This is a genomic window from Psychrobacter nivimaris, from assembly GCF_043419765.1.
Lineage (GTDB): Bacteria > Pseudomonadota > Gammaproteobacteria > Pseudomonadales > Moraxellaceae > Psychrobacter.
In genome coordinates, this window is the sequence record NZ_JBHOFX010000001.1 from 32,158 (window position 1) to 55,778 (window position 23,621).

General features: G+C 44.3%; 18 protein-coding genes and 1 pseudogene. 3 read left to right on the top strand and 16 right to left on the bottom strand.

What is annotated here, in order from left to right:
- Positions 1-30: 30 nt before the first annotated feature.
- The 3 genes from ACHEVO_RS00105 to ACHEVO_RS00115 form a co-directional block, all read right to left on the bottom strand.
- Positions 31-1,503, bottom strand: a complete 1,473-nt coding sequence (locus ACHEVO_RS00105; protein WP_394123899.1) for a DUF3482 domain-containing protein — start codon at positions 1,501-1,503, stop codon at positions 31-33.
- A gap of 441 nt (positions 1,504-1,944) precedes the next feature.
- A complete protein-coding gene (locus ACHEVO_RS00110) occupies positions 1,945-2,928 on the bottom strand; it encodes a sterol desaturase family protein (protein ID WP_394123442.1) in 984 nt (327 codons plus the stop codon).
- Between the two features lie 214 nt (positions 2,929-3,142).
- Positions 3,143-4,543 carry a DUF2868 domain-containing protein gene (locus tag ACHEVO_RS00115; protein WP_394123443.1) on the bottom strand — a complete coding sequence of 467 codons (1,401 nt, stop codon included), beginning with the start codon at positions 4,541-4,543 and terminating at the stop codon, positions 3,143-3,145.
- A 220-nt stretch (positions 4,544-4,763) separates the two neighbouring features.
- Between ACHEVO_RS00115 and ACHEVO_RS00120 the strand changes: the two genes are divergently transcribed.
- Positions 4,764-5,555 (top strand): SDR family oxidoreductase, encoded by a 792-nt coding sequence (locus ACHEVO_RS00120; protein WP_394123444.1) that lies wholly within the window; start codon positions 4,764-4,766, stop codon positions 5,553-5,555.
- A gap of 38 nt (positions 5,556-5,593) precedes the next feature.
- Here the strand turns inward: ACHEVO_RS00120 and ACHEVO_RS00125 are convergent, their stop codons facing one another.
- The 12 genes and pseudogenes from ACHEVO_RS00125 to ACHEVO_RS00180 form a co-directional block, all read right to left on the bottom strand.
- Positions 5,594-7,120 (bottom strand): bifunctional 2-methylcitrate dehydratase/aconitate hydratase, encoded by a 1,527-nt coding sequence (locus ACHEVO_RS00125; RefSeq protein WP_394123445.1) that lies wholly within the window; start codon positions 7,118-7,120, stop codon positions 5,594-5,596.
- Between the two features lie 154 nt (positions 7,121-7,274).
- Positions 7,275-7,901, bottom strand: coding sequence for a GNAT family N-acetyltransferase (locus tag ACHEVO_RS00130; RefSeq protein WP_394123446.1), 627 nt, complete (start codon positions 7,899-7,901; stop codon positions 7,275-7,277).
- A gap of 71 nt (positions 7,902-7,972) precedes the next feature.
- Positions 7,973-9,826 (bottom strand): ABC transporter ATP-binding protein, encoded by a 1,854-nt coding sequence (locus tag ACHEVO_RS00135; RefSeq protein WP_394123447.1) that lies wholly within the window; start codon positions 9,824-9,826, stop codon positions 7,973-7,975.
- A gap of 38 nt (positions 9,827-9,864) precedes the next feature.
- Positions 9,865-11,118 carry a 2-methylaconitate cis-trans isomerase PrpF gene (prpF, locus tag ACHEVO_RS00140; protein WP_394123448.1) on the bottom strand — a complete coding sequence of 418 codons (1,254 nt, stop codon included), beginning with the start codon at positions 11,116-11,118 and terminating at the stop codon, positions 9,865-9,867.
- Between the two features lie 80 nt (positions 11,119-11,198).
- Complete coding sequence (locus tag ACHEVO_RS00145) at positions 11,199-11,459, bottom strand: Txe/YoeB family addiction module toxin (protein ID WP_037025847.1); 261 nt, start codon at positions 11,457-11,459, stop codon at positions 11,199-11,201.
- Positions 11,460-11,566: 107 nt separating this feature from the next.
- Positions 11,567-11,827: pseudogene (locus tag ACHEVO_RS00150) on the bottom strand (type II toxin-antitoxin system Phd/YefM family antitoxin); the annotation flags it as partial.
- A gap of 228 nt (positions 11,828-12,055) precedes the next feature.
- Positions 12,056-14,689 (bottom strand): Fe/S-dependent 2-methylisocitrate dehydratase AcnD, encoded by a 2,634-nt coding sequence (gene acnD, locus ACHEVO_RS00155; RefSeq protein WP_394123900.1) that lies wholly within the window; start codon positions 14,687-14,689, stop codon positions 12,056-12,058.
- A gap of 293 nt (positions 14,690-14,982) precedes the next feature.
- Positions 14,983-16,110 (bottom strand): bifunctional 2-methylcitrate synthase/citrate synthase, encoded by a 1,128-nt coding sequence (prpC, locus tag ACHEVO_RS00160; protein WP_102090708.1) that lies wholly within the window; start codon positions 16,108-16,110, stop codon positions 14,983-14,985.
- 92 nt (positions 16,111-16,202) lie between these two features.
- Complete coding sequence (locus ACHEVO_RS00165; protein WP_394123449.1) at positions 16,203-16,859, bottom strand: DUF2059 domain-containing protein; 657 nt, start codon at positions 16,857-16,859, stop codon at positions 16,203-16,205.
- A gap of 100 nt (positions 16,860-16,959) precedes the next feature.
- Complete coding sequence (gene prpB, locus ACHEVO_RS00170; protein ID WP_114700000.1) at positions 16,960-17,853, bottom strand: methylisocitrate lyase; 894 nt, start codon at positions 17,851-17,853, stop codon at positions 16,960-16,962.
- Positions 17,854-18,226: 373 nt separating this feature from the next.
- Entirely contained in the window at positions 18,227-19,513 is a 1,287-nt protein-coding gene (locus ACHEVO_RS00175; RefSeq protein ID WP_394123450.1) for an NRAMP family divalent metal transporter, read from the bottom strand.
- A gap of 284 nt (positions 19,514-19,797) precedes the next feature.
- Positions 19,798-20,829, bottom strand: coding sequence for a LysR family transcriptional regulator (locus tag ACHEVO_RS00180; RefSeq protein WP_296206942.1), 1,032 nt, complete (start codon positions 20,827-20,829; stop codon positions 19,798-19,800).
- Between the two features lie 241 nt (positions 20,830-21,070).
- Between ACHEVO_RS00180 and ACHEVO_RS00185 the strand changes: the two genes are divergently transcribed.
- Together ACHEVO_RS00185 and ACHEVO_RS00190 are read left to right on the top strand one after the other, a co-directional pair.
- The gene (locus tag ACHEVO_RS00185; protein ID WP_394123451.1) at positions 21,071-22,021 is read left to right on the top strand and encodes a hypothetical protein; all 951 of its coding nucleotides are present in this window, start codon (positions 21,071-21,073) and stop codon (positions 22,019-22,021) included.
- A 94-nt stretch (positions 22,022-22,115) separates the two neighbouring features.
- Positions 22,116-22,559, top strand: coding sequence for a hypothetical protein (locus ACHEVO_RS00190; protein WP_394123452.1), 444 nt, complete (start codon positions 22,116-22,118; stop codon positions 22,557-22,559).
- A 107-nt stretch (positions 22,560-22,666) separates the two neighbouring features.
- Here the strand turns inward: ACHEVO_RS00190 and ACHEVO_RS00195 are convergent, their stop codons facing one another.
- Positions 22,667-23,578 carry a LysR family transcriptional regulator gene (locus ACHEVO_RS00195; RefSeq protein WP_394123453.1) on the bottom strand — a complete coding sequence of 304 codons (912 nt, stop codon included), beginning with the start codon at positions 23,576-23,578 and terminating at the stop codon, positions 22,667-22,669.
- Positions 23,579-23,621: the final 43 nt, after the last annotated feature.

The window sequence follows — 23,621 nt, forward strand, 5'->3', positions numbered from 1 at the left end:
ACTAATATCTAAAATGTATTATAGTCATGGCTATTCACGCTTATACGACTGTAGTTTACCTGATAGTGACCATGCCATGTCTGTGCGTAATAACTGAGCTTGTTCGGACTTACCGCTGCTAAGCGACGACCATTGTGGTTTACCACGCGCTTTTTTGAGCTCACTTGGTAATTTATGAGTTGGCCATACAGTAATTGGATTATTGTCTTCATCTGCATGGTCACTGTCGTCAGTTAGCGACGTTCCAAGACTGCTGTTTTCGCTCTTATATAATAACTGAGTGGCATCTGTAGCAGCATGACCACGATGGCGTAGGGCAGTTAGCAAGTCTAATGCTCGCGTGGCTAGCAATGTTAACGTTGCAGGATCAATATATAAGCGTTTTACCCCAGTAATCCTATCGGCAATACTGCTGGTATTAGAGAGTAACCCACCGGCGATACCACCTATTGCGGCGCCCAATCCCAGTGTTGTACCTAGGGCTGCTGCATCGATACCTAGTCCTAGAAGCGCACCAGCTGCTGCACCAGAAGTGGTACGAATGCCGTAGCTTTTGAGAAGTTCAGGGTCGAATGGGTCTTGTTGATAGGCTTGTAGTTCAAGCGGCGTTGCTGCAACCGCATTGTCATAAAACTTATAAAGGTTAAGTAAGTTATGCTGCATCGCACGCTCACTTTGCCTAACCGCTTCTTGCATTTGCTGTAGTACAGGAAGTGGGTCGTCATCTTCATTAATCTCGCGCACAAAGGAAGCAACATTTAATAAAAAATCAGCGATGATGATATTGGCCTCATCATAGAGCTGAGCCCAGTCTTCCGTTCGACGTTGCATCAGCTGCTCAAGCATCTCAGAGTGGGTGAGCATAGTGGCTAGGTTTTTCCATAGACGCATCTCATCTTCAAACTCAAACGCGACCGAATCGAAACGCGTTGAAATATGCAGATTGCGTCTTGCCAGCATCGTCTGCCAGTCGTCGATATTGGCATTCTGGCTGTCTGTAAAATTAAAAATAGGCATCACGGGAATCGCAGCCCAAGACAAAATCGCTAGCTCATCTTTGTATTTACCCAATACAGGCTCACGAGCATCTACTACGTAGATGGCCATATCACTTGTCAGCAGCTGACGAATTACTTTGGCTTCTTGACTATAATCATAGGGCAAGTCATAGCTGTCTGAACCTTGAGCGACATCCGCCGCCAAAAACTGCTGGAGGCGTTCAATACCATCACGGCGACTGGCAGTATTATCCTCTAGCCAGTCCATAAGCCCTGAAGCATCTTCCAGACCAGGCGTATCGTATAGTGCTACCAGCACCTCACCAGTTCGACTGTCTGTCAGCTGTGCTTGCTCGACGTGACGCGTGGTTGCCGCTTCGTTTTTGACTTCGCCAAAATATACGTCTCGCAATAACGTGCGCAATATAGAGGTTTTGCCCGTATTAGTATGACCGACGACCGCCAATTTGAGCGGTTCGCCACTGGCGATGGTTTTCTTTGTCATTCTTGGTGCTGGTGTTGATGGCTCAGTTGATACAGGTTGATTATCCTGAGTAGCTATTGACTGAGCTACTGTGGATTTTGAGGTGTTGTCTGAAGGATGATTTGAGACATCAGGGGTCGGCTCATAAGCCTTGTCCGCAAAGAGACCCGCAGGCTTGTCATTCTGGTGATTATTTTTATTGTCATTATTCATAGTAACGTCTTATATTTATTAATGGCCAAAAAATACAGTAGCCATTTATTGTAAAACAAATCTGATTGAGTATCGGTTATCAATGCGTATTGTCCCTATCATAAATCGTAGTCCACGCATTTTTGATCATGCTATAGTCGGTTCGATATACTTTGGATAACTTGGATACAAGGCAGCCGAGTGAAAGTACGACAAGTAGTAGGCTAAGCAAGACTGACACCGTATCCAATTTATAGAGGATTGACTATATTAGACTGCGCTAGGTGGTCTGAACAATACTTTTAACTTCTGCTTAAATCCTTTGGCACGAAAAAACCGCTGCCACATACGGTAAAAGACGCCAAATATCAGGCTGATGATATTGTCATGGCTGGTTTCACCAACGGCACCATATTTGACAGGGTTGTTGACCGTATCTTCTTCTACATAAGTGCCAAACCAGCGATCAAAAATAATGAGTACGCCGCCGTAATTTTGGTCAATATATTCGTTATTGGTGCCATGATGGGCACGGTGATTGGATGGGGTATCAAAGACATACTCAACCCATTTTGGAAATTTTCCTACGGTTTCGGTATGAATAAAGAATTGATAAATCAAATCTAAAGCATAAAAGAAAAATACCCAAACTGGATGAACCCCTAGCATCATAAGCGGCACAAAGAACAACCACCAACCCGTCACTGAGTACAGTAGGCTTTGGCGCATGGCGGTGGACAGATTCATATGGTCATCTGAATGATGCACGACATGCGCTGACCAAAACCAATTCATACGGTGTGACGCACGATGGAACCAATAATAGCTAAACTCAACCGCGACGAATATAGGGATGGCGGTAAGCCATGTCACCTCAATAGTAAATAGGCGATATTGATATAACCATAAGCAGATAGGTATGACGATAAGCGCTTGGACAATCAATTCAAACCCTAGATAAGAGCCGCCCAAGCTAAAATTGGTCATCGCACGGCGCCAACTAAAGCTTCTACTATTGCCACGCTTGGACTGATACAGCCATTCTGCCAAAAATAACAAGAAAAATGGACCGCCAGCCAGCGGTAGCAGCCACTCTTGCCAATACGCAGGCAGAATGCTCGCCAGCATTGGCTGCCACGCCTCTGGCGCAGCTGCTAAGATACTTTGGTTTAACGCCTCTCGGTAACCATCCAATAGTTGACCATACTGACCTAGGGTCATAAGGGGGCTGTTTAAAGAAATATCTACTGCCATCTTGGGCTCCTAGCCACTATAAAACATCCTTGTCGTCTTGATATGACGTTACAGCTATCAAAATATATTCTAACAACTGTTATATCAATAAGTCTTTAAGACTGCCTGAGGTGATAGACCTATAATATTTATTTATTGCATATCATGCTAGTCATAATGATAAGTTCAGATATGAACAACAGATTGAAAGTAATAGATTAAAAATTAGAATGTATCAAGTATCTATATCAACCAAGCCAATTTTTCGTGCAGAGAGCGCTGTTTGCCACTGTTGATAGCGAACGGATTGTTTGTCTAATGGCTCATCATCGGTACGTGCGTCAGTCAATCCTGTAGAAACGCTGTTATCACCCAGCAGTTGTACAATAAGGCCATCTTTTGCGTGAGCAGCGATTTGATCGAGTTTGCGTAGCGTACCGCGGTCGGGCAGTGCACTGCTATGAATGCCAATTAAAACTTGCACCGGATGCGCATCTAAGTAGTTTTTAAGCCGTGTCATATCATCACGGTCATCAACGATACCAAAATCCTCAACCTCACTTAATTTTTCAAGACTATGGTTGCTGCCATCAAGCCCTGACTGCCACCATTTGTCCTGATTTGCAGGGTATTCAAGCAGCGCAACTAACTTCTTGCCCGCACTGACCGTCGCTTTTGGGGCGATAGGGGCTGGCGCCTCAGTAAAGTCATCAGCATCCACCACGTGCCGCTGCCAAAAGTTTAGGATTTTTTGATAATAGGGTTGTTTGATATCCAAACGCATTTTTTTGCGGCGGAACATCAATGCACAGAACGCCCATGCTATCGCTCGCGGTACAATGCCGTACATCAGCAAGCTACCAACTAGTAACCCTGCCCATTGCCTTGCAACAGACAGCGGCATTGCTTCGGTGACAAGCCTGCTCTGTGCGATCGCTGTACTGTCTGGCACACCAAATCCCACCATACTCGGTAACCAACCTAATACCTGAGTCAAGCTCACAAGCGCTTGATCAGAGAGTAATGTTGACTCCCAGCTAAAGCTATACTGACGTACAATCAGCAAAAATATAATTGCAAGTAGCATACCGGTCAATGTTGCGAGCCACAACTGATGACTAAATCTGCCCAAATACCAGCGCATACCGCTGTGCTGCAACTGGCGTTCATACAGATCGACGGCCGCTTTGGTCACATCGTCCTTACCGCGTATGAGATAACTTGGACTGACAAAGCTCGCAAACCAACTGGGCGCTTGCTGATCTCGATTGATAAGGGTCATGGCAAGCCAGCCACCAAGCATAATGGTATGAAAACCAAGCAGACAGACCAACACATAAAAGAAGTTCACAACATTAGACTGCAACAGGGTAAACAATCCCAAAAATCCGGAGATACACCACACCACGCTCATAACGATCATAATGCCTTTTATACGACCATCTATTTTGCCCAGTACACGTGCAAGCGCCCCGTTACTATCTATACGTGACGCCCGTCGATGCAGCTTTTGGATAGGCGTACCGTCCTCACCCTGTAGCTTTTCCGTGATTAATAACGGGTCAGTGGCAAAAACGTGCTGATCGGTCTCTAAGGCTCGTACCAGCTCGGTCAGTTGATCTTGGGGTGATAGCATAATGCGATAATATCCGTATGAAGGCGTCAATATAATAAATAGCAATCTAAAAACAGTCGCTTTAATCGTTATAGATTATTGTAGCGTATATAGAATGAGGATGACTTGTATTATTTTTATCATAGTAAACGCTTATAAAGTCAGCCAAAATGAATAAATGAGACCAAATCGTGTCAAAAAGCGTATCAAAGAGACATATCAAGAAAAAGGAAGGTGCCATATGAATAATGAAATGAATAATAAAACCTATCTTATCATCGGTGGAACAGGCGGCATTGGTCAGGCCATGGTGCAGCAGCTAATACAAAAAACGACTGTGAATCAGACGGACAGTCAATCTAATCAAAGCCATCATATACAAGTATTTGCTACTTATCATCGCAATGATCCGAATATTGAAGCAGAAAACCTGCACTGGTTACCGATGAACGTCAGTGATGAGGATAGTATTAAAAAAGCTGCCGATACCATTAAGCAGATGGTCGGTCATGTGGATTGGGTAATCAACTGTGTAGGGTTATTGCATACAGAGACCGCACAGCCAGAAAAGGCCTTGCGACAGATGGAATCAGAGTTCTTTTTGCAAAACATGCAAATCAATGCGCTAGCCAGTTTGCTGATAGCCAAACACATCAAACCGTTGCTCGCCAAGGCTAATCGCAGCGCTAGTCATCCTGCTGTTTTTGCGACCGTATCAGCCCGCGTCGGTAGTATCACTGATAACCAGCTAGGCGGCTGGTATAGCTATAGAATGAGTAAGGCCGCTCTCAATATGGGGATGAAAAACCTGAGTATTGAATGGGGCAGATCACTTAAAGATGTATGCGTGGTCGTTATGCAACCAGGCACCGTGAATACTCAGTTGTCTGCACCGTTCCAAGGCAACGTCGCTGAAGAGCATTTATTCTCGCCAGCGTATAGTGCGGAGTGCTTATTGGAAGTGCTCTCAGGTATGACTGCTACCCAGTCAGGCAGTTTTGTCGATTGGGCAGGAGAGTCAATACCTTGGTAGCCATCAAACTGACGCTAGCGTACTAGTAAGCCATCAATCTAATACGCTTCAAACAGCGCCATAAACTCATTAACAGGTGTTTCTTCCAGTCTTTCTTGATCGTCGCATAGCTCAACGATCTGCTGACAGCGACTTTCGATAAATCGAGTGGCCAGACTGGCGCGGAACTTTGCTTCCAGTACAGGGATGCCCTCAGCTCGCCGGCGTTTGTGGCCAATAGGATACTCTATAGCCACTTTTTCTATACTGCTACCATCTATAAAAAATACTTGAATGGCGTTGGCAATAGAGCGTTTACTGGGGTCATGATAGTCTTTTGAATACTGCGCGTTTTCTTCTACGACCATCTTGCTACGTAGCTCATCGATTGATAAATGCTGTTCGTGATAGTCATCCTCGTAGTTCTCTGCCATCAGATCACCTGTCAACAACGGCACAGCGACCATATACTGTAAGCAATGATCTCTATCTGCTGGATTGGCAAGCGCACCTTCTTTTGAGATAATTCGAATCGCTGAGTCATGGGTGGTCAGGACGATTTTGTCGATATCGTCAATTCTGTCTTTGATATGCGGGTGCAGAATAACCGCCGCTTCACAAGCAGTTTGCGCATGAAACTCAGCAGGAAAACTTATTTTAAATAAGATATTTTCCATCACGTAACTACCAAAATCTCGCTGGAATTTAAAGCGACGATCGTCTTCAGGCTTTGTCGCTAGATCCTTATTGGTATGGCTAAATAGCACATCATAGAATCCCCACTGCGGTGCGGTTAATGCGCCAGGAATACCCATTTCACCACGTGCCGTTATATCTACCAGACGTACCGCACGACTGGTCGCATCACCTGCTGCCCATGATTTTCGGCTGCCAGCATTTGGTGCATGACGATAGGTGCGCAGTGCCTGACCATCGACGATGGATTGTGAGATAGCTGCCATGATGCGCTCACGTGGTAGCTGATAAAGTTTGGCGACGACGGCTGTAGATGCCAACTTGACCAAAAATACATGATCAAGACCCACACGGTTGAATGAGTTTTCTAGTGCCAGTACGCCTTGAATTTCATGCGCCATGATCATGGCTTCAAGCACTGCTCTTATGGTCAGTGGTGCTTGTCCTTGGCTGATATTTTTCTGACTGATATAGTCCGCGACCGCCAAGATACCACCCAAATTATCAGAAGGATGGCCCCATTCAGCAGCAAGCCACGTATCGTTATAGTCAAGCCAGCGCACCATACAGCCAATGTCAAAAGCAGCTTTGATGGGGTCTAGCCTATAGGAGGTGCCAGGGACACGAGCGCCATGCGGCGTTATTTGATCGGGGCAGTTAGGCCCCAAGTGCTTGGTACACTCAGGGAAGCGCAGCGCCAATAGACCACAGCCAAGCGTGTCCATTAGACAGTGGCGCGCGGTATTCCACGCATCAGTGGGGTTTGGGGACTGCTCGTCTATTGAATAGTTGAGAACGTAATCGGCGATTTTTTGAATTTCATCGTCATATTCTGGACGGATGTTGCTCTCTACCGTCGCATTATTTTTATTTGAATTGGTATTTGACATGGTTGGTTCCTCATCCTGAGTGTGCTACTTCCTTGACTGAGACTGAGCTGATTGGCTCAGCCATCCTTTTAAAGGAATCATCATTTAAAAGTAGCATACTCAATATGGAACAACCAATTTGAATTATGTTAAGAATTAAGACCTCACAAGCGGTCTAAATCATTAAGTACAACAGACCTAAAACAAACAAAGCGGCCATGATAAACAGCAGGAAACTTAACACTTTGGTTGTGGTTGACGCAGTGTCTGTGCTCTCTTTTTTGATTTTGTTTTTCTTAGCAACGTATAGCACCATTTTTACATGCTCGATATTGTCCTCGAGGTAGTGCTCGCCTTCAGGCACAAAACCTAACGACTCATAAAAACTAAGTAAGTAAACCTGTGCTGAAATAATAATCGGGCGCTTTTTACCGTACTTTTTGCGGCACTGTGCAATAGCCTGATTCATCATCTGCCGTGCTAGGCCATCACCTCTGTGCTCTGATAGCACAAGCACTCTACCGATGGCAGGCATCGCGGTGTGGTTGGTTTTAATCGTAGGATCAGCTACTGATAGATTGGATTTTAGCGTATTAAACTCAGGTGGGATGATACGACAATAGCCCACCAATGCTGCATTTTGATGCGCGATTAGGTGCAAGCAATCAAAATCCACTTCATCCATATCTTGATAGGCGCAGTTTTGTTCGACGACAAACACTTGCGAGCGCGCCTTTAGGATATGGTACAAATCAACTGAGGTCAGCTCGTCAAAGGTTTTTAAAGAAAATTCACAAGTCATAGTGGGCTAGCTTCTGGCAATAGGCAGTAAAAGATTGGCATTATAACGATTTAGGCAGGCATTAACCATTCCTAACCGTTCAGGGTCTGGCTGATTTTGTCTAGGTTTAGGCTATCAGACATAGCGCTAAAGATTTCAAAGTATTTGCCGCGTTGGGCATAAAGTACCTCATGTGTACCTGTCTCAACCACTTCGCCATTTTCTATCACCACGAGATCGTCGGCATCGATAATTTGGGCGATATTGTGCGAGACCATAATGACGGTACGGTCTTTTTTGATCAGATCTAGGCTTTTTTTGACCTGCTGACTGGCGATAGCATCTAGACTGGCTGTCGGCTCGTCCAAAAACACAATAGGTGGGTCTTTTAAAAACATCCTTGCCAGCGCGATACGCTGCTGTTGACCACCTGATAGGGATTTGGCAGTACTCTCATAGCCATCAGCTAACCCTATAATCTGCTCGTGGATAGAGGCTTTTTTTGCCGCAATGATGATGTCCTCAATGCTGGCATTCATATCGCCATAGCGGATGTTTTCACTGATCGTACCCGAAAAAATATGATTGCTCTGTAGTACTAGGCCGATGCGCTGACGCAACTCATGGGTATCACAGTCAGCCAAATCATGTCCATCTAGGCAAATCGTGCCAGCGTCTGGCGCGTAAAACTTGACCAATAGATTGATAATCGTGCTCTTTCCTGCGCCAGAAAGGCCAACCAACGCGGTGATACGATTGGGCTTGATAGTAAAGCTGACGTTTTTTAGCGCTTGCGTGCCATTAGGATAGGTAAAATCAACGTTTTTAAGCTCGATATGACCTTTGAGGTTTTCGCTACTGATACCGTCGATGTTTTCGACTTGTTTATCGTCTTCTAAAATATCAAAAAAACCTTCGGCATAGGTCAATGCATTATTTATCTGGTCATAGATGCGGTGTAATTGACGGATAGGGGCGGCGACATTCTGAAACAGCATGACATGAAATAAAATCATGCCAATGGTCATCTCGCCTTTTAGCACAAAATAAGCGGTGAGAAGGATGATAACCACCACACCAATCTGCTCGATAAAGGTTTTGATGGCATCATAAATAAAGCCAATACTGCGAATACGCAGTTGATTGTCCGTCATTTCCTTTTGAATGGCTAAGTGCTTCTCAGCCTCAATGGACTCACGGACAAAGGATTTCACCACGCTGATCGAATTAATCAAAGAGATCACCAAACCGCTTTTTGCTTCTCGAAACCCACGCATCTGCCGACGAAAACCTTGCAGACGGCGTGCTTGCTTTTGGCTGATAAAGAAGTAAATGGGTATGATAATAAGACCGACCATGCCAACCCAAAAATTGGTCGAAAACATAATGATAAGTGCCACAATTGCATTGGCAAATAGCGGTAGCATGTCGATAAAGAAGTTTTGCACTAGGCTGGTTAAGCTGCTGACACCATAGTCAATACGGGTTTGCAATTTACCACTGTCATTTTCACTACTGGTATAAAACGCCATGCGATAGGTAAGGATGCGCTCAATGATTTTTTGAGACAGGTCACGCGACAAGTTGATACGAATCTTTTCACCAAAAAAACGCTGACCAAAAGAGATGAATATCGACAGGATCTCTTTGGTCAGGAGGACCGCGCTAATAATACCTAACATACGCAGACCTGCTTGCCATGGCTCGGCAAGCGTAGCAATTTCGGTTAACGTATCAACGGTATAACGTAGTACAAACGCATTGACCTGCGCGGTAAAGGAGCCTAGGGCGGTCAGCACTAAGGTAGCAATAATAAGCAGGCGATAAGGTTTAACAAATACCGCCAGTTTTTTTAATATATCCCACAGCAGTGCCCGCCGTTCTTTTTTCTCGATGGGAGGCTTCTTGTCTAACTGTACGCGGCGGGGTTGGGGAGATGTTGGCATAAAACTCTATCGCAAATTGAAATAAGCCATGGCTACGCTTAAAATGCATCCGCTGGCACAAAAACTTCACCAACCATAATACGCCTTGCTGAGCGGCTCATTGACACTTTTTTGGCTTGCCAGCGCCCATCGACCAGTTCGGTTTTTCCGCCGACGAGCAATGTGCCTGATGGGTGGCCAAAACGCACCTCTGTCAGCTCGCCAGCGCCTGCTGCTTGATTGACGAGCGTGCCTTGTGTGGTTGCTGCAGCGGCAATAGCGACGGCTGCTGTACCCATCATGGCGTGATGCAGTTGACCCATACTCATGGCACGTACCACTAAATCAATCTCATTTGCATCGACCGACTTACCACTAGAGGCGGTATAGCTCTGTGCTGCGCCAACCCAAGCGACTTTAGGAATGTGTTGGCTGGTCTGTGCCTCGCTCACGTCTTTAAATAATCCCATCGCAACACCGCCTGTGGCACGGATTTTCTCAAGTTTGGCAAGTAGCTCACCGTCGCTATTGATGTCGCCTTGTAATTCAGTACCGGTAAAACCTAAATCTTCTGCTTTCATAAAGATGGTTGGGATGCCTGCGCTAATAAAGGTCGCTTTGACGCTATCGGTATTTAAACCGCAGCCAGTTACATCGAAGTCATCGACCAAGTTGCCAGTAGGGAACATGTCGCTGGTGGCATCTACAGGATCGATAAACTCAATTTTGACTTCAGCCGCTGGGAAGGTTACACCGTCTAATTCAAAATCGCCCGTCTCTTGAACCTGTACTTTATCATCTGCATCTTTATAGACTGGGACATAGGCAATAATCGTTTTACCGATATTTTCTTGCCAAATGCGTACTTCACAAATACCGCTATCTGCATTGTCATCGATGCTATGAGCAATCTTGTCAGCATCGACCAAACCCATATTAATGGCACAGGCACCGACGGCCGCGGTTAAGTTGCCACAGTTACCCGCCCAGTCAATCATAGGTTTGGCGATATTAACTTGTCCAAACAGATAATTCACATCGTGGTCTGGTCTGTCAGAGGCCGATAAAATTACTGTCTTTGAGGTACTAGAGCTACCATTACCTAAGCCATCGATTTGCTTGCCGTAAGGATCTGGGCTACCGATGACCCGTAATAGGAAGTTATCACGTGACTCGCCAGCGACTTGGCAACGCTCAGGTAATTCAGATAATTTAAAGAAAGTGCCTTTTGAAGTACCACCGCGCATATAGGTAGCAGATACGGATAGTTGCGGGGCGAAAGAGAGTTTTGATTTAGTATTGGTTTGGGCCACTGTATTAAGTCCTTTTTATATTGTTATAAGAATAGGTATGGTGCCATCAGCAAGTAAATATGCATGATTAAGAGCGCTCGTTAATAATGATAGCGGCAAGAGATAATCGTCAGATAGTTATCATCGACGGCATATACCAAACGATTGGCGTCGTCGATACGTCTTGACCAAAATCCGGATAGGTTTTCTTTTAGGGGTTCAGGTTTGCCAATGCCTTCAAACGGATTACGCTTACATTCGGTGATGAGTTTGTTAATACGTTTGAGTGTTTTTTTGTCTTGCGTTTGCCAGTACAGGTAGTCTTTCCACGCAGCATCTGTCCATGCTAGTTGTTCACTCATTGTTAGACCCTTTTCCTTTGGATGGATTACAGTCTTTGAGTTCAAGCACTTTCAATATCGCCATCCGTATGCTCATTATTATCGTTGCTACCATCACCTTTGTCACTATCTTCTACCGTATCTATTAGCTCACGCGTAACCGTCTTGCCAGCTTTATATTGGGCAATAGAGTCCGCTAAGTGCGCTGCATTGGCAGGAGATTTTAGCAGATAGACGGTTTCCATCAGGCTATTGTAATAATCAAGTGACATAACGACTGCATCATCAGCGTCACGGCGGGTCACGATAGTGGCATTGGCATCATCGTTTACCGTGTCTAGGACAGATTTTAGGTGCTTTCTGGCTTCTGAAAAACTCACGACTCTCATGGATTACTCCTTTCATGATATTCTGCATGACTTGTACAATATATAGTACATATTACGCCATTGGTTAAGTAAACTCAATATTTAGCTACTATCTAGTACTTAGGAGTAAGTGACAAAACTCAGTGTATAGAACGTAAAAGCAAATAAAAGCCGATGTCATATAAGGTTATACAACATCGGCAACTTTTATACTTTATTGCTTATCACGCTAAAACCTACAGGATAGCCTTAGACGATATCTAAAGTCCCTTCGATAAACTCTTTAGCAAAGCGTTGTAGCATACCACCTGCGTTGTACATTTTTACTTCGTCAGCCGTATCTAAACGGCAGATAATTGGCGTCTCAGTGGTACTACCATCAGCACGGTGGATTACCAACGTCATTAACCCGCCAGCAGAGACTTCGCCCGTTACATCAAAGGTTTCTGTACCATCGATATTTAGCGTATGGCGAGTCGTGCCTTCTTCGAACTGTAAAGGCAGCGCGCCCATGCCAACTAAGTTTTGACGATGAATACGCTCAAAGTCTTCAGCGACGACTGCTTCTACGCCAGCGAGACGCACGCCTTTGGCAGCCCAGTCACGGCTTGAGCCTTGACCATAGCCATCACCTGCGATGATGATAAGCGGCTGCTCACGATTCATGTAGGTTTCAATTGCTTCCCACATGCGCATGACTTGACCTTCTGGTTCGACGCGCGCCAGTGAACCTTGGACAACTTCGCCATCTTCATCGCGTACCATTTCGTTCAATAGCTTAGGGTTGGCAAAGGTGGCACGTTGCGCGGTTAAATGGTCGCCGCGATGGGTTGCGTATGAGTTATAGTCCTCAGCAGGCAAGCCCATAGTATCGAGATACTCGCCAGCTGCTGATGAGCCAAGAATGGCGTTCGATGGTGACATATGGTCGGTTGTGATGTTATCACCAAGGACTGCAAGCGGACGTAGGCCTGTCAGTTTATTTTTCTTAGCCATTTTGCCTTCCCAATACGGCGGACGGCGGATATAAGTGGTCATTTCACGCCAGTCATATAACGGGCTTAGTGCCTTACCTGTGTCTTTTTTGGCTTCATCAAACATTGGGATATAAACCGCATTGAACTGCTCAGGCTTAACAGCCGCCGCAACAATGGCATCCACTTCTTCATCATCAAACCAGATGTCTTTTAGATAGACGTCATTGCCATCTTGGTCTTTACCCAATGAGTCTTTTTCGATATCAAAGCGGATGTTACCAGCGATGGCATAAGCAATAACCAGTGGTGGCGATGCCAAAAATGCTTGCTTGGCATACGGATGGATACGACCATCAAAGTTACGGTTACCAGATAGCACTGCCGTGGTAAATAAATCATTGTCGATGATTTCTTTTTCGATATCAGGGTCTAGCGCACCGCTCATACCATTACAAGTGGTACAGGCAAAACCAACCACATCAAACCCGATTTCTTGCAATTCTGGCATCAGGCCTGCTTCTTCTAGGTACATTTTGACCGTTTTTGAGCCAGGTGCTAAGGATGACTTCACCCAAGGTTTACGTAATAGGCCTTTGGCATTCGCATTACGAGCGACAAGGCCTGCGGCTACCATGTTGCGTGGGTTTGAAGTATTGGTACAGCTGGTGATAGCAGCGATAATAACTGCGCCATCTGGCATCAGGCCATCTTTTGGTTCTGGCAGCTTTTCGTCAGCGCCATGAGCGATACCTTTGGCAACCAAGTCAGTAGTCGATACACGGGCATGTGGACGCGATGGGCCTGCCATATTACGTACGACTGATGACAAATCAAACTCAAGGACGCGTGCGTATTCGGCTTTTTCCATGCCGTCAGCCCATAGGCCCGTTTGCTTGGCGTATTGCTCAACCAATTTAATCTGTTCCTCAGAGCGACCAGTCAAACGCAGATAATCAGTGGTTTGCTCATCAATATAGAACATCGCGGCAGTGGCGCCATATTCAGGCGTCATATTGGAGATAGAAGCACGATCACCGACACTTAACTGACGTGCACCATCACCGAAGAATTCGATATAGGTAGAGACCACACCTGCGTCGCGTAAGAACTCAGTCATCGCCAGTACTAGATCCGTACCCGTAATGCCTTTTTGCAGTTTACCCGTTAGTTTGACGCCAACGTAATCTGGCAGACGCATATAGGATGGATTGCCCAGCATGACGCTTTCAGCTTCTAATCCGCCCACACCGATCGAGATTACACCTAGTGCATCGACCATCGGCGTGTGGCTATCAGTACCAACTAGCGTATCGGCAAAAGCGACTTCTTCACCAGCTTTATTGTGCACGACCTGTACGACAGGTGACATTTTTTCTAGGTTAATCTGATGCATAATGCCATTACCAGGCGGTACGACATTCACATTGTCAAAGGCATATTGGCACCAGTTGATAAAGTGAAAGCGGTCATCATTGCGGCGCTCTTCAATCGCACGGTTTTTCTCAAATGCGTCATCTTCGAAGCCTGCGTGCTCAACGGCCAATGAATGGTCAACGATAAGCTGAGTTGGCACGATAGGGTTTACCTTAGACGGATCACCGCCTTGCTCAGCGATAGCATCACGCAAACCTGCCAAATCAACAAAGGCTGTCTGACCCAAGATATCATGACAAACGACGCGGGCAGGGTACCAAGGAAAGTCTAGATCTTGCTTGCCTTCGATATGCTGCTTCAGCGCATCGGTTAACTCTTCTGGTGGGCAACGGCGTACTAGGTTTTCACACAATACTTTTGAGCAAAATGGTAGTTTGTCATAAGCGCCAGCTTCGATACTCTCGACAGCCTCGCGGGTGTCAAAGTAATAAAGGTCAGTACCGGGAAGTGGCTTTTTGAATTGTTCGTTCATTGGTTGTACTAGGGCGTTGTCCATAAGTCACCTTTGGCTGTTGGCTAATTATAATAAGTAGTTAAGCGTGGATATTAGGTAAAAATTCATTCCTTTAGCAAAATCATCGTTTGCTTTTGTAGGCTTTGCTAAAGAAGCGATATTAAAAAGGTATGGTTTATATAAAGGGTAATAAGCGTATGACGATTAAACCTGAAAAACTCATAGCAAGACTCAATCGTCATACCTGTATCAGCTAGCACTGCCGCTAGCTGATAGTAAGTACGTAACAATAGCTACTTAAAAAAATCAACTTAACGCGCACTCATATCTGGTACTGGACGTAATTCTTCACCAGTGTATTCCGCACTTGGGCGAATGATACGGTTATTAGCACGTTGCTCAAACACGTGTGCTGCCCAACCAGTCAGACGTGAGCAGACAAAGATAGGGGTGAATAGCTTGGTCGGGATACCCATAAAGTGATAGGCAGAAGCATGGAAAAAGTCAGCATTACAGAACAGCTTTTTCTCACGCCACATGACTTCTTCACAGCGTACCGATACTGGGTATAGCACTTCATCACCCACGTCAGCCGCTAGCTTCTCAGCCCAACCTTTAATCACGACGTTACGTGGATCTGACTCGCTATAGATCGCATGACCAAAGCCCATGATTTTATCTTTACGAGCCAGCATACCCATCATTTCTTCTTCGGCTTCATCAGGTGAGCTAAAGCCTTCAATCATATCCATCGCCGCTTCATTTGCTCCGCCATGCAATGGACCGCGTAGTGAACCGATTGCGCCAGTGATACAAGAATGGATATCAGACAAGGTAGATGCACACACACGAGCGGTAAAGGTCGACGCGTTAAACTCATGCTCTGCATACAGGATAAGCGAGACGTTCATTACTTTTTCGTGCAGCTCGTTTGGTTTTTCGCCTTTGAGCAAATGTAAGAAATGACCGCCAATGGTGGCATCATCTGTATCGGTCTCGATACGTACATTGTCATGGGTGAAGCGATACCAATAGTTGATAATCGACGGGAAGGCCGCTAGCATACGATCAGTTTGATCGTTTTGCTGAGCAAAATCAGTTTCGGTTTCAAGGTTGCCAAGCATAGAGCAGCCAGTACGTAGCACATCCATTGGATGTGCGTCGGCTGGAATACGTTCAAGCACGTCTTTTAACGCTTGTGGTAGGCCGCGTAAGCTTTTTAGTTTGGCTTGATAGGCGTCAAGCTCGCTTTGAGTAGGCAAGTTGCCGTATAACAGCAAATAAGCCACTTCTTCAAAAATACATTTATCTGCCAGCTCTGATACATCGTAACCGCGATAGGTCAGACCAGAGCCTGATTTGCCAACGGTAGATAGAGAGGTTTTACCAGCGACTTGTCCACGTAGACCTGCGCCTGAAAGTTCTTTCTGTGCTGCCATGTTTACATTCCTTTTGTTGGTAGCTTTTTTGAGTGAAAACGGTGTTTTTGACAATAAATTTATTGGTTAATGACTACAGCGCCAGTTTAGCGTTATGCAGGCTGTTCAGGCTGTGGACCGTCTAAATCGACGTTACAACGCTCAAACTCAGCTTCGATAGGGCCATTTAAGACTTCCATCGCGCTGCCTTCGCCTTCTGCATTGTTGATCTTCATATACTTGGCACCCAGTGGTGACTCCATAAATGTCTGAATCTCATTCATTTCTTCTGGAGTAGGGTCAGCCATTGGCGTTGCCACCTCTTCGCCATTCATAACACGTAATTGCTCATTGCCAAAAGCAAGCAGTTTTTTCCCTACATCCGACGTATAAAAGTCATCTAACTCTTTTAACTCTGCATCGGTAAACTGACTCTTATAAAAACGATCGACTTCGGCTTTGCCCAAATCTTTGTCGCGTGACTCGAGGCAGCTGACTTGCTCTTCACTGAGCGCGCCGCTATTAATGATTGGTGAAAACAATAGGCTGTTGACGGTATCTAGCGTAATCGTCGTCATGATCAAGTCGTTTTGAGCATCAGTCTCTGATGATGCAGTTTCGCTTTCGCTAACCACAGTTTCGTTCGTATCACTGGCAGTATCGTCAACGGTTTCTGGTGTTTTATCACAGCCCGTCATGAACAACAGCGCCGCAAGCGTGCTACTAAGTAGTGAGGATTTGACAACCGTATGAGCAGTAAAAAATGGCATAAATAACCTAAAGGTAAATAAAGACGGGTTTTGAAACGATAAAGCACACAGAGGTGGTTTACCGTTTCGGCGTTGCTACTTGGCAATTATGAGTTATTAACTACTTATTATCAGCAAATAGTTTGTCTAGTGTCTGCTCAAATTCATGATAGTTCAAGAAATCATAGAGCTCCATACGGGTCTGCATGGTATCGACGACTTTGTCTTGCGTGCCATCATCTAATAAGTGCTGATAAACGTTCAATGCCGCTTTGTTCATAGCACGGAAAGCGGATAGTGGATATAGCACCATCTCGACACCCACACTATACAACTGGTCAGTGGTATATAGATCTGTCTGACCAAACTCTGTCATGTTTGCCAGTACTGGAATATCGAGTACATCAGTGAACTTACGGTACATCTCGATATCGGTCAGCGCTTCTGCAAAGATCATATCTGCGCCAGCTTCTTGGAAGGCAACGGCGCGCTCGACAGCAGCGTCCAAGCCTTCTACAGACAATGCATCTGTACGTGCCATCACCACAAAGTCAGGGTCAGTTTTGGCATCTAGTGCTGCTTTTAGACGATCAACCATCTCTGAGATACTAACGATTTCTTTGTTAGGGCGATGACCACAACGTTTTTGCGCCACTTGGTCTTCGATATGTACTGCCGCGACACCTGCTTTTTCCATTTTTCTGATGGTCTGGGCGATGTTAAACGCACCACCAAAGCCAGTATCGATATCAACCAATAATGGTGTATCAACGGCATCGGTGATACGGCGAGCATCTTCTAGTACATTATCAAGGCTGGTCATACCTAGATCAGGTAAACCAAATGAGGCATTGGCCACGCCAGCACCGGAGAGGTACAACGCTTGATGACCAACTTGGGTCGCCATCATCGCTGTATAGGCATTGATAGCGCCTGCAATCTGTAATGGTTGGTTGTTATCATTTTTTTGAGTGAGAGCACTGCGAAAGCGCGCGCCTGCTGAAGATGAAGTCATATGATTGTCCTTACATGGAGGGGAAATATTCTAATTGTTGTAGCTGATTATACTCAATTATTCATGCCTGAAAAGTTTGAGTTCTCAATTAATATTTAATTTAAGTAAAAACTGAATGTAATATTTTTAATAGTATTCGTAATTCAAATAGCATTATGCATTTATTGGTAATTTCTTATGATAAGTATTCATATTGCTTAAAATCACAGCTTTTAGAATCTTCTATTTTTTTACATTTAGTTACAATTACTAAAAGTGTATTGTCTTATTAGTATAATTACACCCATTAAAAAGCCCTAATAGCTGAGCTATTAGGGCTTATGTTTTGCTTAAATAAGATTGTTAAGCGACGAGTTTTAAATTAAGCAAAAGCTTAAGAAAATAGACCTGCAAGATTGGCCAAGAACAATAATGCAAAGCCTGCCAAGAATATCAAGCCTGCGATAGACAGAGCATTCATACCTGCTGACAGTTTCTTATGCTTTTTAACCAATGAGTAGTTTAACCAACCAAAAATAGGCGCAGAGACGAACGCCGATATCATGGCAAACTTAAGCATAGCGCCTAGTTGTCCTGTGAAGAAAGTGATAATTACTAGACCACCACCGATGGCATAGGTCGTCCAAAAAGCGATCTGCTTTTTATTGATTTCGCTTTCACCTTTTAGCAGACGCCAGCATTCAGCATTAGCACGTCCATAGCCATCAGCACAGGTGATGGTCGTGCCAAACATACACATAAAGGCGACGAAAGCGACCAGCAATCTCGACCATTCACCAATGGTCGCGGTATACATGTTGATCAACTGGTTGATATAAGCACCGCCAACCAACTCAATCTCTTGTCCTGATCCGTACTGGACAAACACACCTAACGATAAGAAGAATAATGCCAATATCGCTGATACTGCATAGCCAACGTTAAAATCTAACAAGCCTTGGCTATGTGTAGTGTGATCTGCTTTGACTTTGGCAGAGGTCCACATAGAGGTAATTGCAGCAAACTCTAGCGGTGCTGGCATCCAACCCATGAGTGCTACGATGAAGCCCAACGTGGCCAGGTTCCAAGGAGAGGCCGCCACAAAATCTACTGCCATAACGGTTGGTTTGCCAGCAGCAATGATAACTGCAGCAACGGTAGCTGCGGTAAGCGCAATCATAATCCACTTAGTCACACCATCGAGCAACTTATAATGCCCTGCAATCAAAAAGAACCAAGAGACCGCGACGATAATGAGAGATAACGCCATTGTTGACAGACCAAGTGAGGCTGGCAACATAAAGCCCAAAATTACGGCCGCAATAAGTGAGACCGCACCCGTACTAATAACCGCTGACAAGATAGAAAGAATAAAATATACCCAAAGATATACCTTTGAGCGTTTGGCATAGCCTGCAATCAAACTCTCGCCAGTATCGTAGACGTAGTCAGTTGCGAAGCGAAAAAAAGGATACTTAAACACGTTAGCCAATACAATCATAATGGCCAATTGCCAGCCATAGATAGCACCGGCCTGTGTTGATGAAATCAAATGCGAACCACCAATGGCAGCAGTTGCCATCAAAATGCCTGGGCCAAAGATGCGCCAGCTAAAGCCCTCTTGTTGCGAGGCAACGCTATCGTCAGGGGCACTTGGGTTGTTGAGTTGTTGTGTGGACATGAATACCTCGAAATGGTTAAAACAGCAAATTATCACTTACCTGTGTCAGCTTGCCAATGATCAGAAAAGAACGTCCTATAAATCGTCTAAATATAAAACGATTTACATCGTATCGACTTTATCACACCAACACTGTCTAGGAGAATGATTATTCTAGTTATTATTACTATTTGTTTGCATTGCTATTCTTGTTAGTTAGCATACTTATAAAATAATATCAATATTTAAAATGAATTATTTTTGGCGGTTCTTTATAACACAATATTCATCGGATATCTGCCCATTTAGGCCTGTGACACAAAATTTTGCTGCCGATAAGTGATGCCGCGCTGTTCGTAGACGTGATAAATAGCTGTGAGCAAGTCAGGTATTTTGGGATGTACAAAGTCTTTGAGTGTGTGTAAATAAATAGGGGAGGTGACATTTTCATGAACCAAACGTTGGTAGCTGATCTGTTCCGTACGTACGGTTTGCAAGCTGGCAGGCACCAATGTAATGCCTTCGCCTGCCGCGACCAGTCCCAATGCTACCTGCAAATCACTGACTGTCGTGGTCATAAAAGGTGAGATGCCATACTGGGCAAAAAGATGTAGTAAAGGCTCAGTAATAGGCTCGCTAGCGCTAGATGATGCTTCATGAGTAGCAGCACGGTTGACTCTATTTGTAGATAACTTGTCGCTCGATTGGGTTCCTGTCTCTGTCGTCACCGTGGACGATACTGGCAAATGTGTTTGATGATATAAAATTAAGCGATTGTTCGCTAGGTCTATCAAGCGCTGCTTACGTACATTGGCAAGCGGATGTGATTTTGGCAATGCCACCACGTAGCGTTCATGACGTAGCAGAATCTGCTGAATCCATGGGTCTTGATGGGCAAATCGGCCAAAACCAATATCAATCTCACCAGACTTGAGTGCATCTATTTGTTGATATGAGCTAATGTCTTTTAAATTAACGTCGATATCAGGGCTGAACTGTTTAAGCGTGGCAATGATTTCAGGCAACAGGCCATATAGTACTGAGGGCACAAAACCTATATTTAAAACGCTGCTGGGTGCTGATAGGCGCTGAGTCATACTGGTTACAGTATCAATCTCGGTCAGTATCGTGCTTATTTTATCGTAGAAAAAACTGCCCGCTTCAGTCAGATGTAGTGGTCTGTGGTAGCGATCAATAAGCACCACGCCCATGTCAGTCTCTAACTGTTTTAGCAAGCGACTCAGGCTCGGCTGTGACAGTCCTGTCTTGGTGGCGGCAGCGCTAAAGCTGCGCAAATCTGCAACCGCGATAAACGCATTAAGCTGTTTTAAATCCATACTATTGAGCCTGTCATAGTCTATGTTGTCTTCATGATATTTGTTTTTACTTCTTATTTATCCTGTAGTTGAAGACAATTTGCACAAATATTCATGACATTAAAAAAATTGTGCTTGAAGATAATGGTATGAGCAACTATATTGAGTGCTGATAACACTGTTACACTCTAGCAAGAAAAATCAAAACTTCATCTTAGCAGTCATTTAATGCCAGTAGAACAAACTGGTTTGGTATTATTCTATGAGCGACGAAAAAGAAGACATCGGTACTGATTTTGACGAAAAATTGGCTAAAATCGTTCACCAGAAGTCGCGTAAGCGTAACAACAATGATATCTATGAACGTTTTATTAGTCGTGTTCATAGCTCTGAAGATAGTAACAGAAAAAATTCGAAACCATTGGAAGGCGCACAAAAACTTCCTGCTTTTGAACCATTAAGTACAGAAGAGTTACAGCTGTTTGAAGATCAAAATATCGACGAAGGATCAAAAGTAAATGCAACTTTTGATTTTTCAAATAAAAATGTATCACAAACTCATATACCGAGCATAGAGGATGACGACTATAGTAGTGTTAGTGATGTCGGCTCACATACTGCAGATTCAGAATACACAGAAAATAGTAACGATACGGACTTGCCTGCTGCTACCGTCCATTACAGTGAACCTACGACAGGTATCATGTCTAACAATGACTCTATAAATATTGAAGACTTAGTAGAATCAACCTCTGTTAAGGAAGTAGTAACCAAAAGCAAGGTAAAGAGTAGCAAAAAACCTATCGTTATTGGTATAGTTGTTGGCTCAATAGTATTGGCTACTATTATAGTGATGCTTATATTTTCAGGAATATTATCAACTTCTGCTGTTGACGATAAAGGTAACAGTGCTGATACTCATGTAGAGAAAGACAGTACACCAGTTATTGACACTGAGACAATAACACCTGTCGAAAGCCAAACAGTTACTGATGACGTTGACCTTATAAGTGAGCAACCAGCATCCATCCAGCAGAATGCTTCAGGTAATAGCAGACCAGACATGCCAGCTGCTAATGAACTAGAGTTGAATCCTGAAAACTCTACAACAGGAGACGATGTTGCTGTTTCGGAAACTGAGGAAGCTGCTATTACCTATGATGATTTTAGGCAAGAGTCACAAACCACATTGTATAGAGAAACTAACGATTAGAATGGTGATGTTTCGTTTAGTTTAACCCATTAGACAACACATAGGATACACGGTCATGTACCGTTGATAACGTGAGTTGAACTGGTACGTAGCTATGAGTAATTTAAATAACATTAGTAGCGGTAGTGCTACTAAATCAAAAAACATTAGACCACGCAGGCGTTTTTTCTTTATCGCCAGCATGGTCTTTATTGTTCTACTAGCTATGTATCTATTTGACCGTACTGCTTCTACGCTATCTCAAGCATCGTTCACCAATAACGGTTTAACGGCAAGCAATATTGCGACAAAAAGCAGTTTTAATAACATTCCATCACAATCGTATAGCCAAAGCGACTATGTAATCTCTGATATTTATCAAGAGAATGATGTCATTAGTTATGATGACTTCAAACAAGAAGCACAAAATGTACTATTTCGTGATGAAGGACAGCTTAAACAAGCTACCTATAGCACACATGGTATTACGCCTACCATTAGCATTGAAGACTTTAGAGTAGAAGCGCATAAAACCTTATATCGTGAATCCAGTTATTAGGGCTGCTATTAGCGCTATAGTATTATATTGATAGCTATAAATCAGTAAGTGAATAATATTGAGCCCCATTTTTCTATAAACCAGACGAATGGGGCTTTTTTGTGGGCTCAGTGCTCCATGCTTTGCTGTATGTCATCTGTCGCGCTCAACGCAACCGCTACGAAAGCGGCAGCCGTTGCACTGTGATTGGTCTGCTTGTATTGGATATGCACGGGTATGTGTGTGCTAACGTTGTTTAGCATCATAAAGTGACAGCCCTTGCTATATAGCTTGCGTACGCAGTAAGGCGCAATCGCCACGCCCAATCCTGCTGCCACTTCGGTCACCAAGGTCTGCATGTGCTTGGGTTGACTGATAATATTGGGTGAAAACCCAGCTTGTCTGCATAGCATGATGGTTTCATCAAATAAACCAACTGCTTCATCACGGTTAAAAATAATAAACTTATCGGCTTTTAGCTGCGCCAAATCAATGGTTGTCTGATTGGCTAATGCATGGCTCTGGTTCACAATCGCCACCAATTTGTCGATATAAATACTGTGGCTAATAAAGTCATTAGCAATAGCGCTAGGCAATGGTCTTGAGAAAGCAATATCGATGCGATCATTATTAAACGCTTCTATTTGTTCGGTCACCGTCATCTCAAACAATGAGACATGTACGTTCGGGAACTGCGCTTTATAACTGCGTGCCAACGTGGCCATAAAGGTTAAACATGCTGAGCTTAGATGCGCAATATTGAGCGTGCCTACTTGTCCGTCATGTGCCCGTTTAACTTGTGTCTTTGCTTGCTCTGCTAAGCTCAAAATAACAGCAGCGTCTTTCAATAGTTGCTCGCCAGCGGGTGTAATAGTCACCTCACGAGAAGTACGGTTAAACAGCACAACGCCTAACTCTGTCTCTAACGATGAGATATGGCGACTGATGGCAGGTTGTACGGTATACAGCTCACGCGCCGCTTCCGAAAAACTCTGGTGCTTGGCCACGGCCATAAAGCTTTTGAGTGTTTTTATATCCATACCATCAATCCCTTTTATTAACATCTTTCATCAAAATCTTGCT

What these genes read in the sequence shown, in the direction of transcription:
- ACHEVO_RS00105 (WP_394123899.1), bottom strand. Translation starts at nt 1,503, where the DNA reads ATGACAAAGAAAACCATCGCCAGTGGCGAACCGCTCAAATTGGCGGTC.
- ACHEVO_RS00110 (WP_394123442.1), bottom strand. Translation starts at nt 2,928, where the DNA reads ATGGCAGTAGATATTTCTTTAAACAGCCCCCTTATGACCCTAGGTCAG.
- ACHEVO_RS00115 (WP_394123443.1), bottom strand. Translation starts at nt 4,543, where the DNA reads ATGCTATCACCCCAAGATCAACTGACCGAGCTGGTACGAGCCTTAGAG.
- ACHEVO_RS00120 (WP_394123444.1), top strand. Translation starts at nt 4,764, where the DNA reads ATGAATAATGAAATGAATAATAAAACCTATCTTATCATCGGTGGAACA.
- ACHEVO_RS00125 (WP_394123445.1), bottom strand. Translation starts at nt 7,120, where the DNA reads ATGTCAAATACCAATTCAAATAAAAATAATGCGACGGTAGAGAGCAAC.
- ACHEVO_RS00130 (WP_394123446.1), bottom strand. Translation starts at nt 7,901, where the DNA reads ATGACTTGTGAATTTTCTTTAAAAACCTTTGACGAGCTGACCTCAGTT.
- ACHEVO_RS00135 (WP_394123447.1), bottom strand. Translation starts at nt 9,826, where the DNA reads ATGCCAACATCTCCCCAACCCCGCCGCGTACAGTTAGACAAGAAGCCT.
- ACHEVO_RS00145 (WP_037025847.1), bottom strand. Translation starts at nt 11,459, where the DNA reads ATGAGTGAACAACTAGCATGGACAGATGCTGCGTGGAAAGACTACCTG.
- acnD (WP_394123900.1), bottom strand. Translation starts at nt 14,689, where the DNA reads ATGAACGAACAATTCAAAAAGCCACTTCCCGGTACTGACCTTTATTAC.
- prpC (WP_102090708.1), bottom strand. Translation starts at nt 16,110, where the DNA reads ATGGCAGCACAGAAAGAACTTTCAGGCGCAGGTCTACGTGGACAAGTC.
- ACHEVO_RS00165 (WP_394123449.1), bottom strand. Translation starts at nt 16,859, where the DNA reads ATGCCATTTTTTACTGCTCATACGGTTGTCAAATCCTCACTACTTAGT.
- prpB (WP_114700000.1), bottom strand. Translation starts at nt 17,853, where the DNA reads ATGACTTCATCTTCAGCAGGCGCGCGCTTTCGCAGTGCTCTCACTCAA.
- ACHEVO_RS00175 (WP_394123450.1), bottom strand. Translation starts at nt 19,513, where the DNA reads ATGTCCACACAACAACTCAACAACCCAAGTGCCCCTGACGATAGCGTT.
- ACHEVO_RS00180 (WP_296206942.1), bottom strand. Translation starts at nt 20,829, where the DNA reads ATGGATTTAAAACAGCTTAATGCGTTTATCGCGGTTGCAGATTTGCGC.
- ACHEVO_RS00185 (WP_394123451.1), top strand. Translation starts at nt 21,071, where the DNA reads ATGAGCGACGAAAAAGAAGACATCGGTACTGATTTTGACGAAAAATTG.
- ACHEVO_RS00190 (WP_394123452.1), top strand. Translation starts at nt 22,116, where the DNA reads ATGAGTAATTTAAATAACATTAGTAGCGGTAGTGCTACTAAATCAAAA.
- ACHEVO_RS00195 (WP_394123453.1), bottom strand. Translation starts at nt 23,578, where the DNA reads ATGGATATAAAAACACTCAAAAGCTTTATGGCCGTGGCCAAGCACCAG.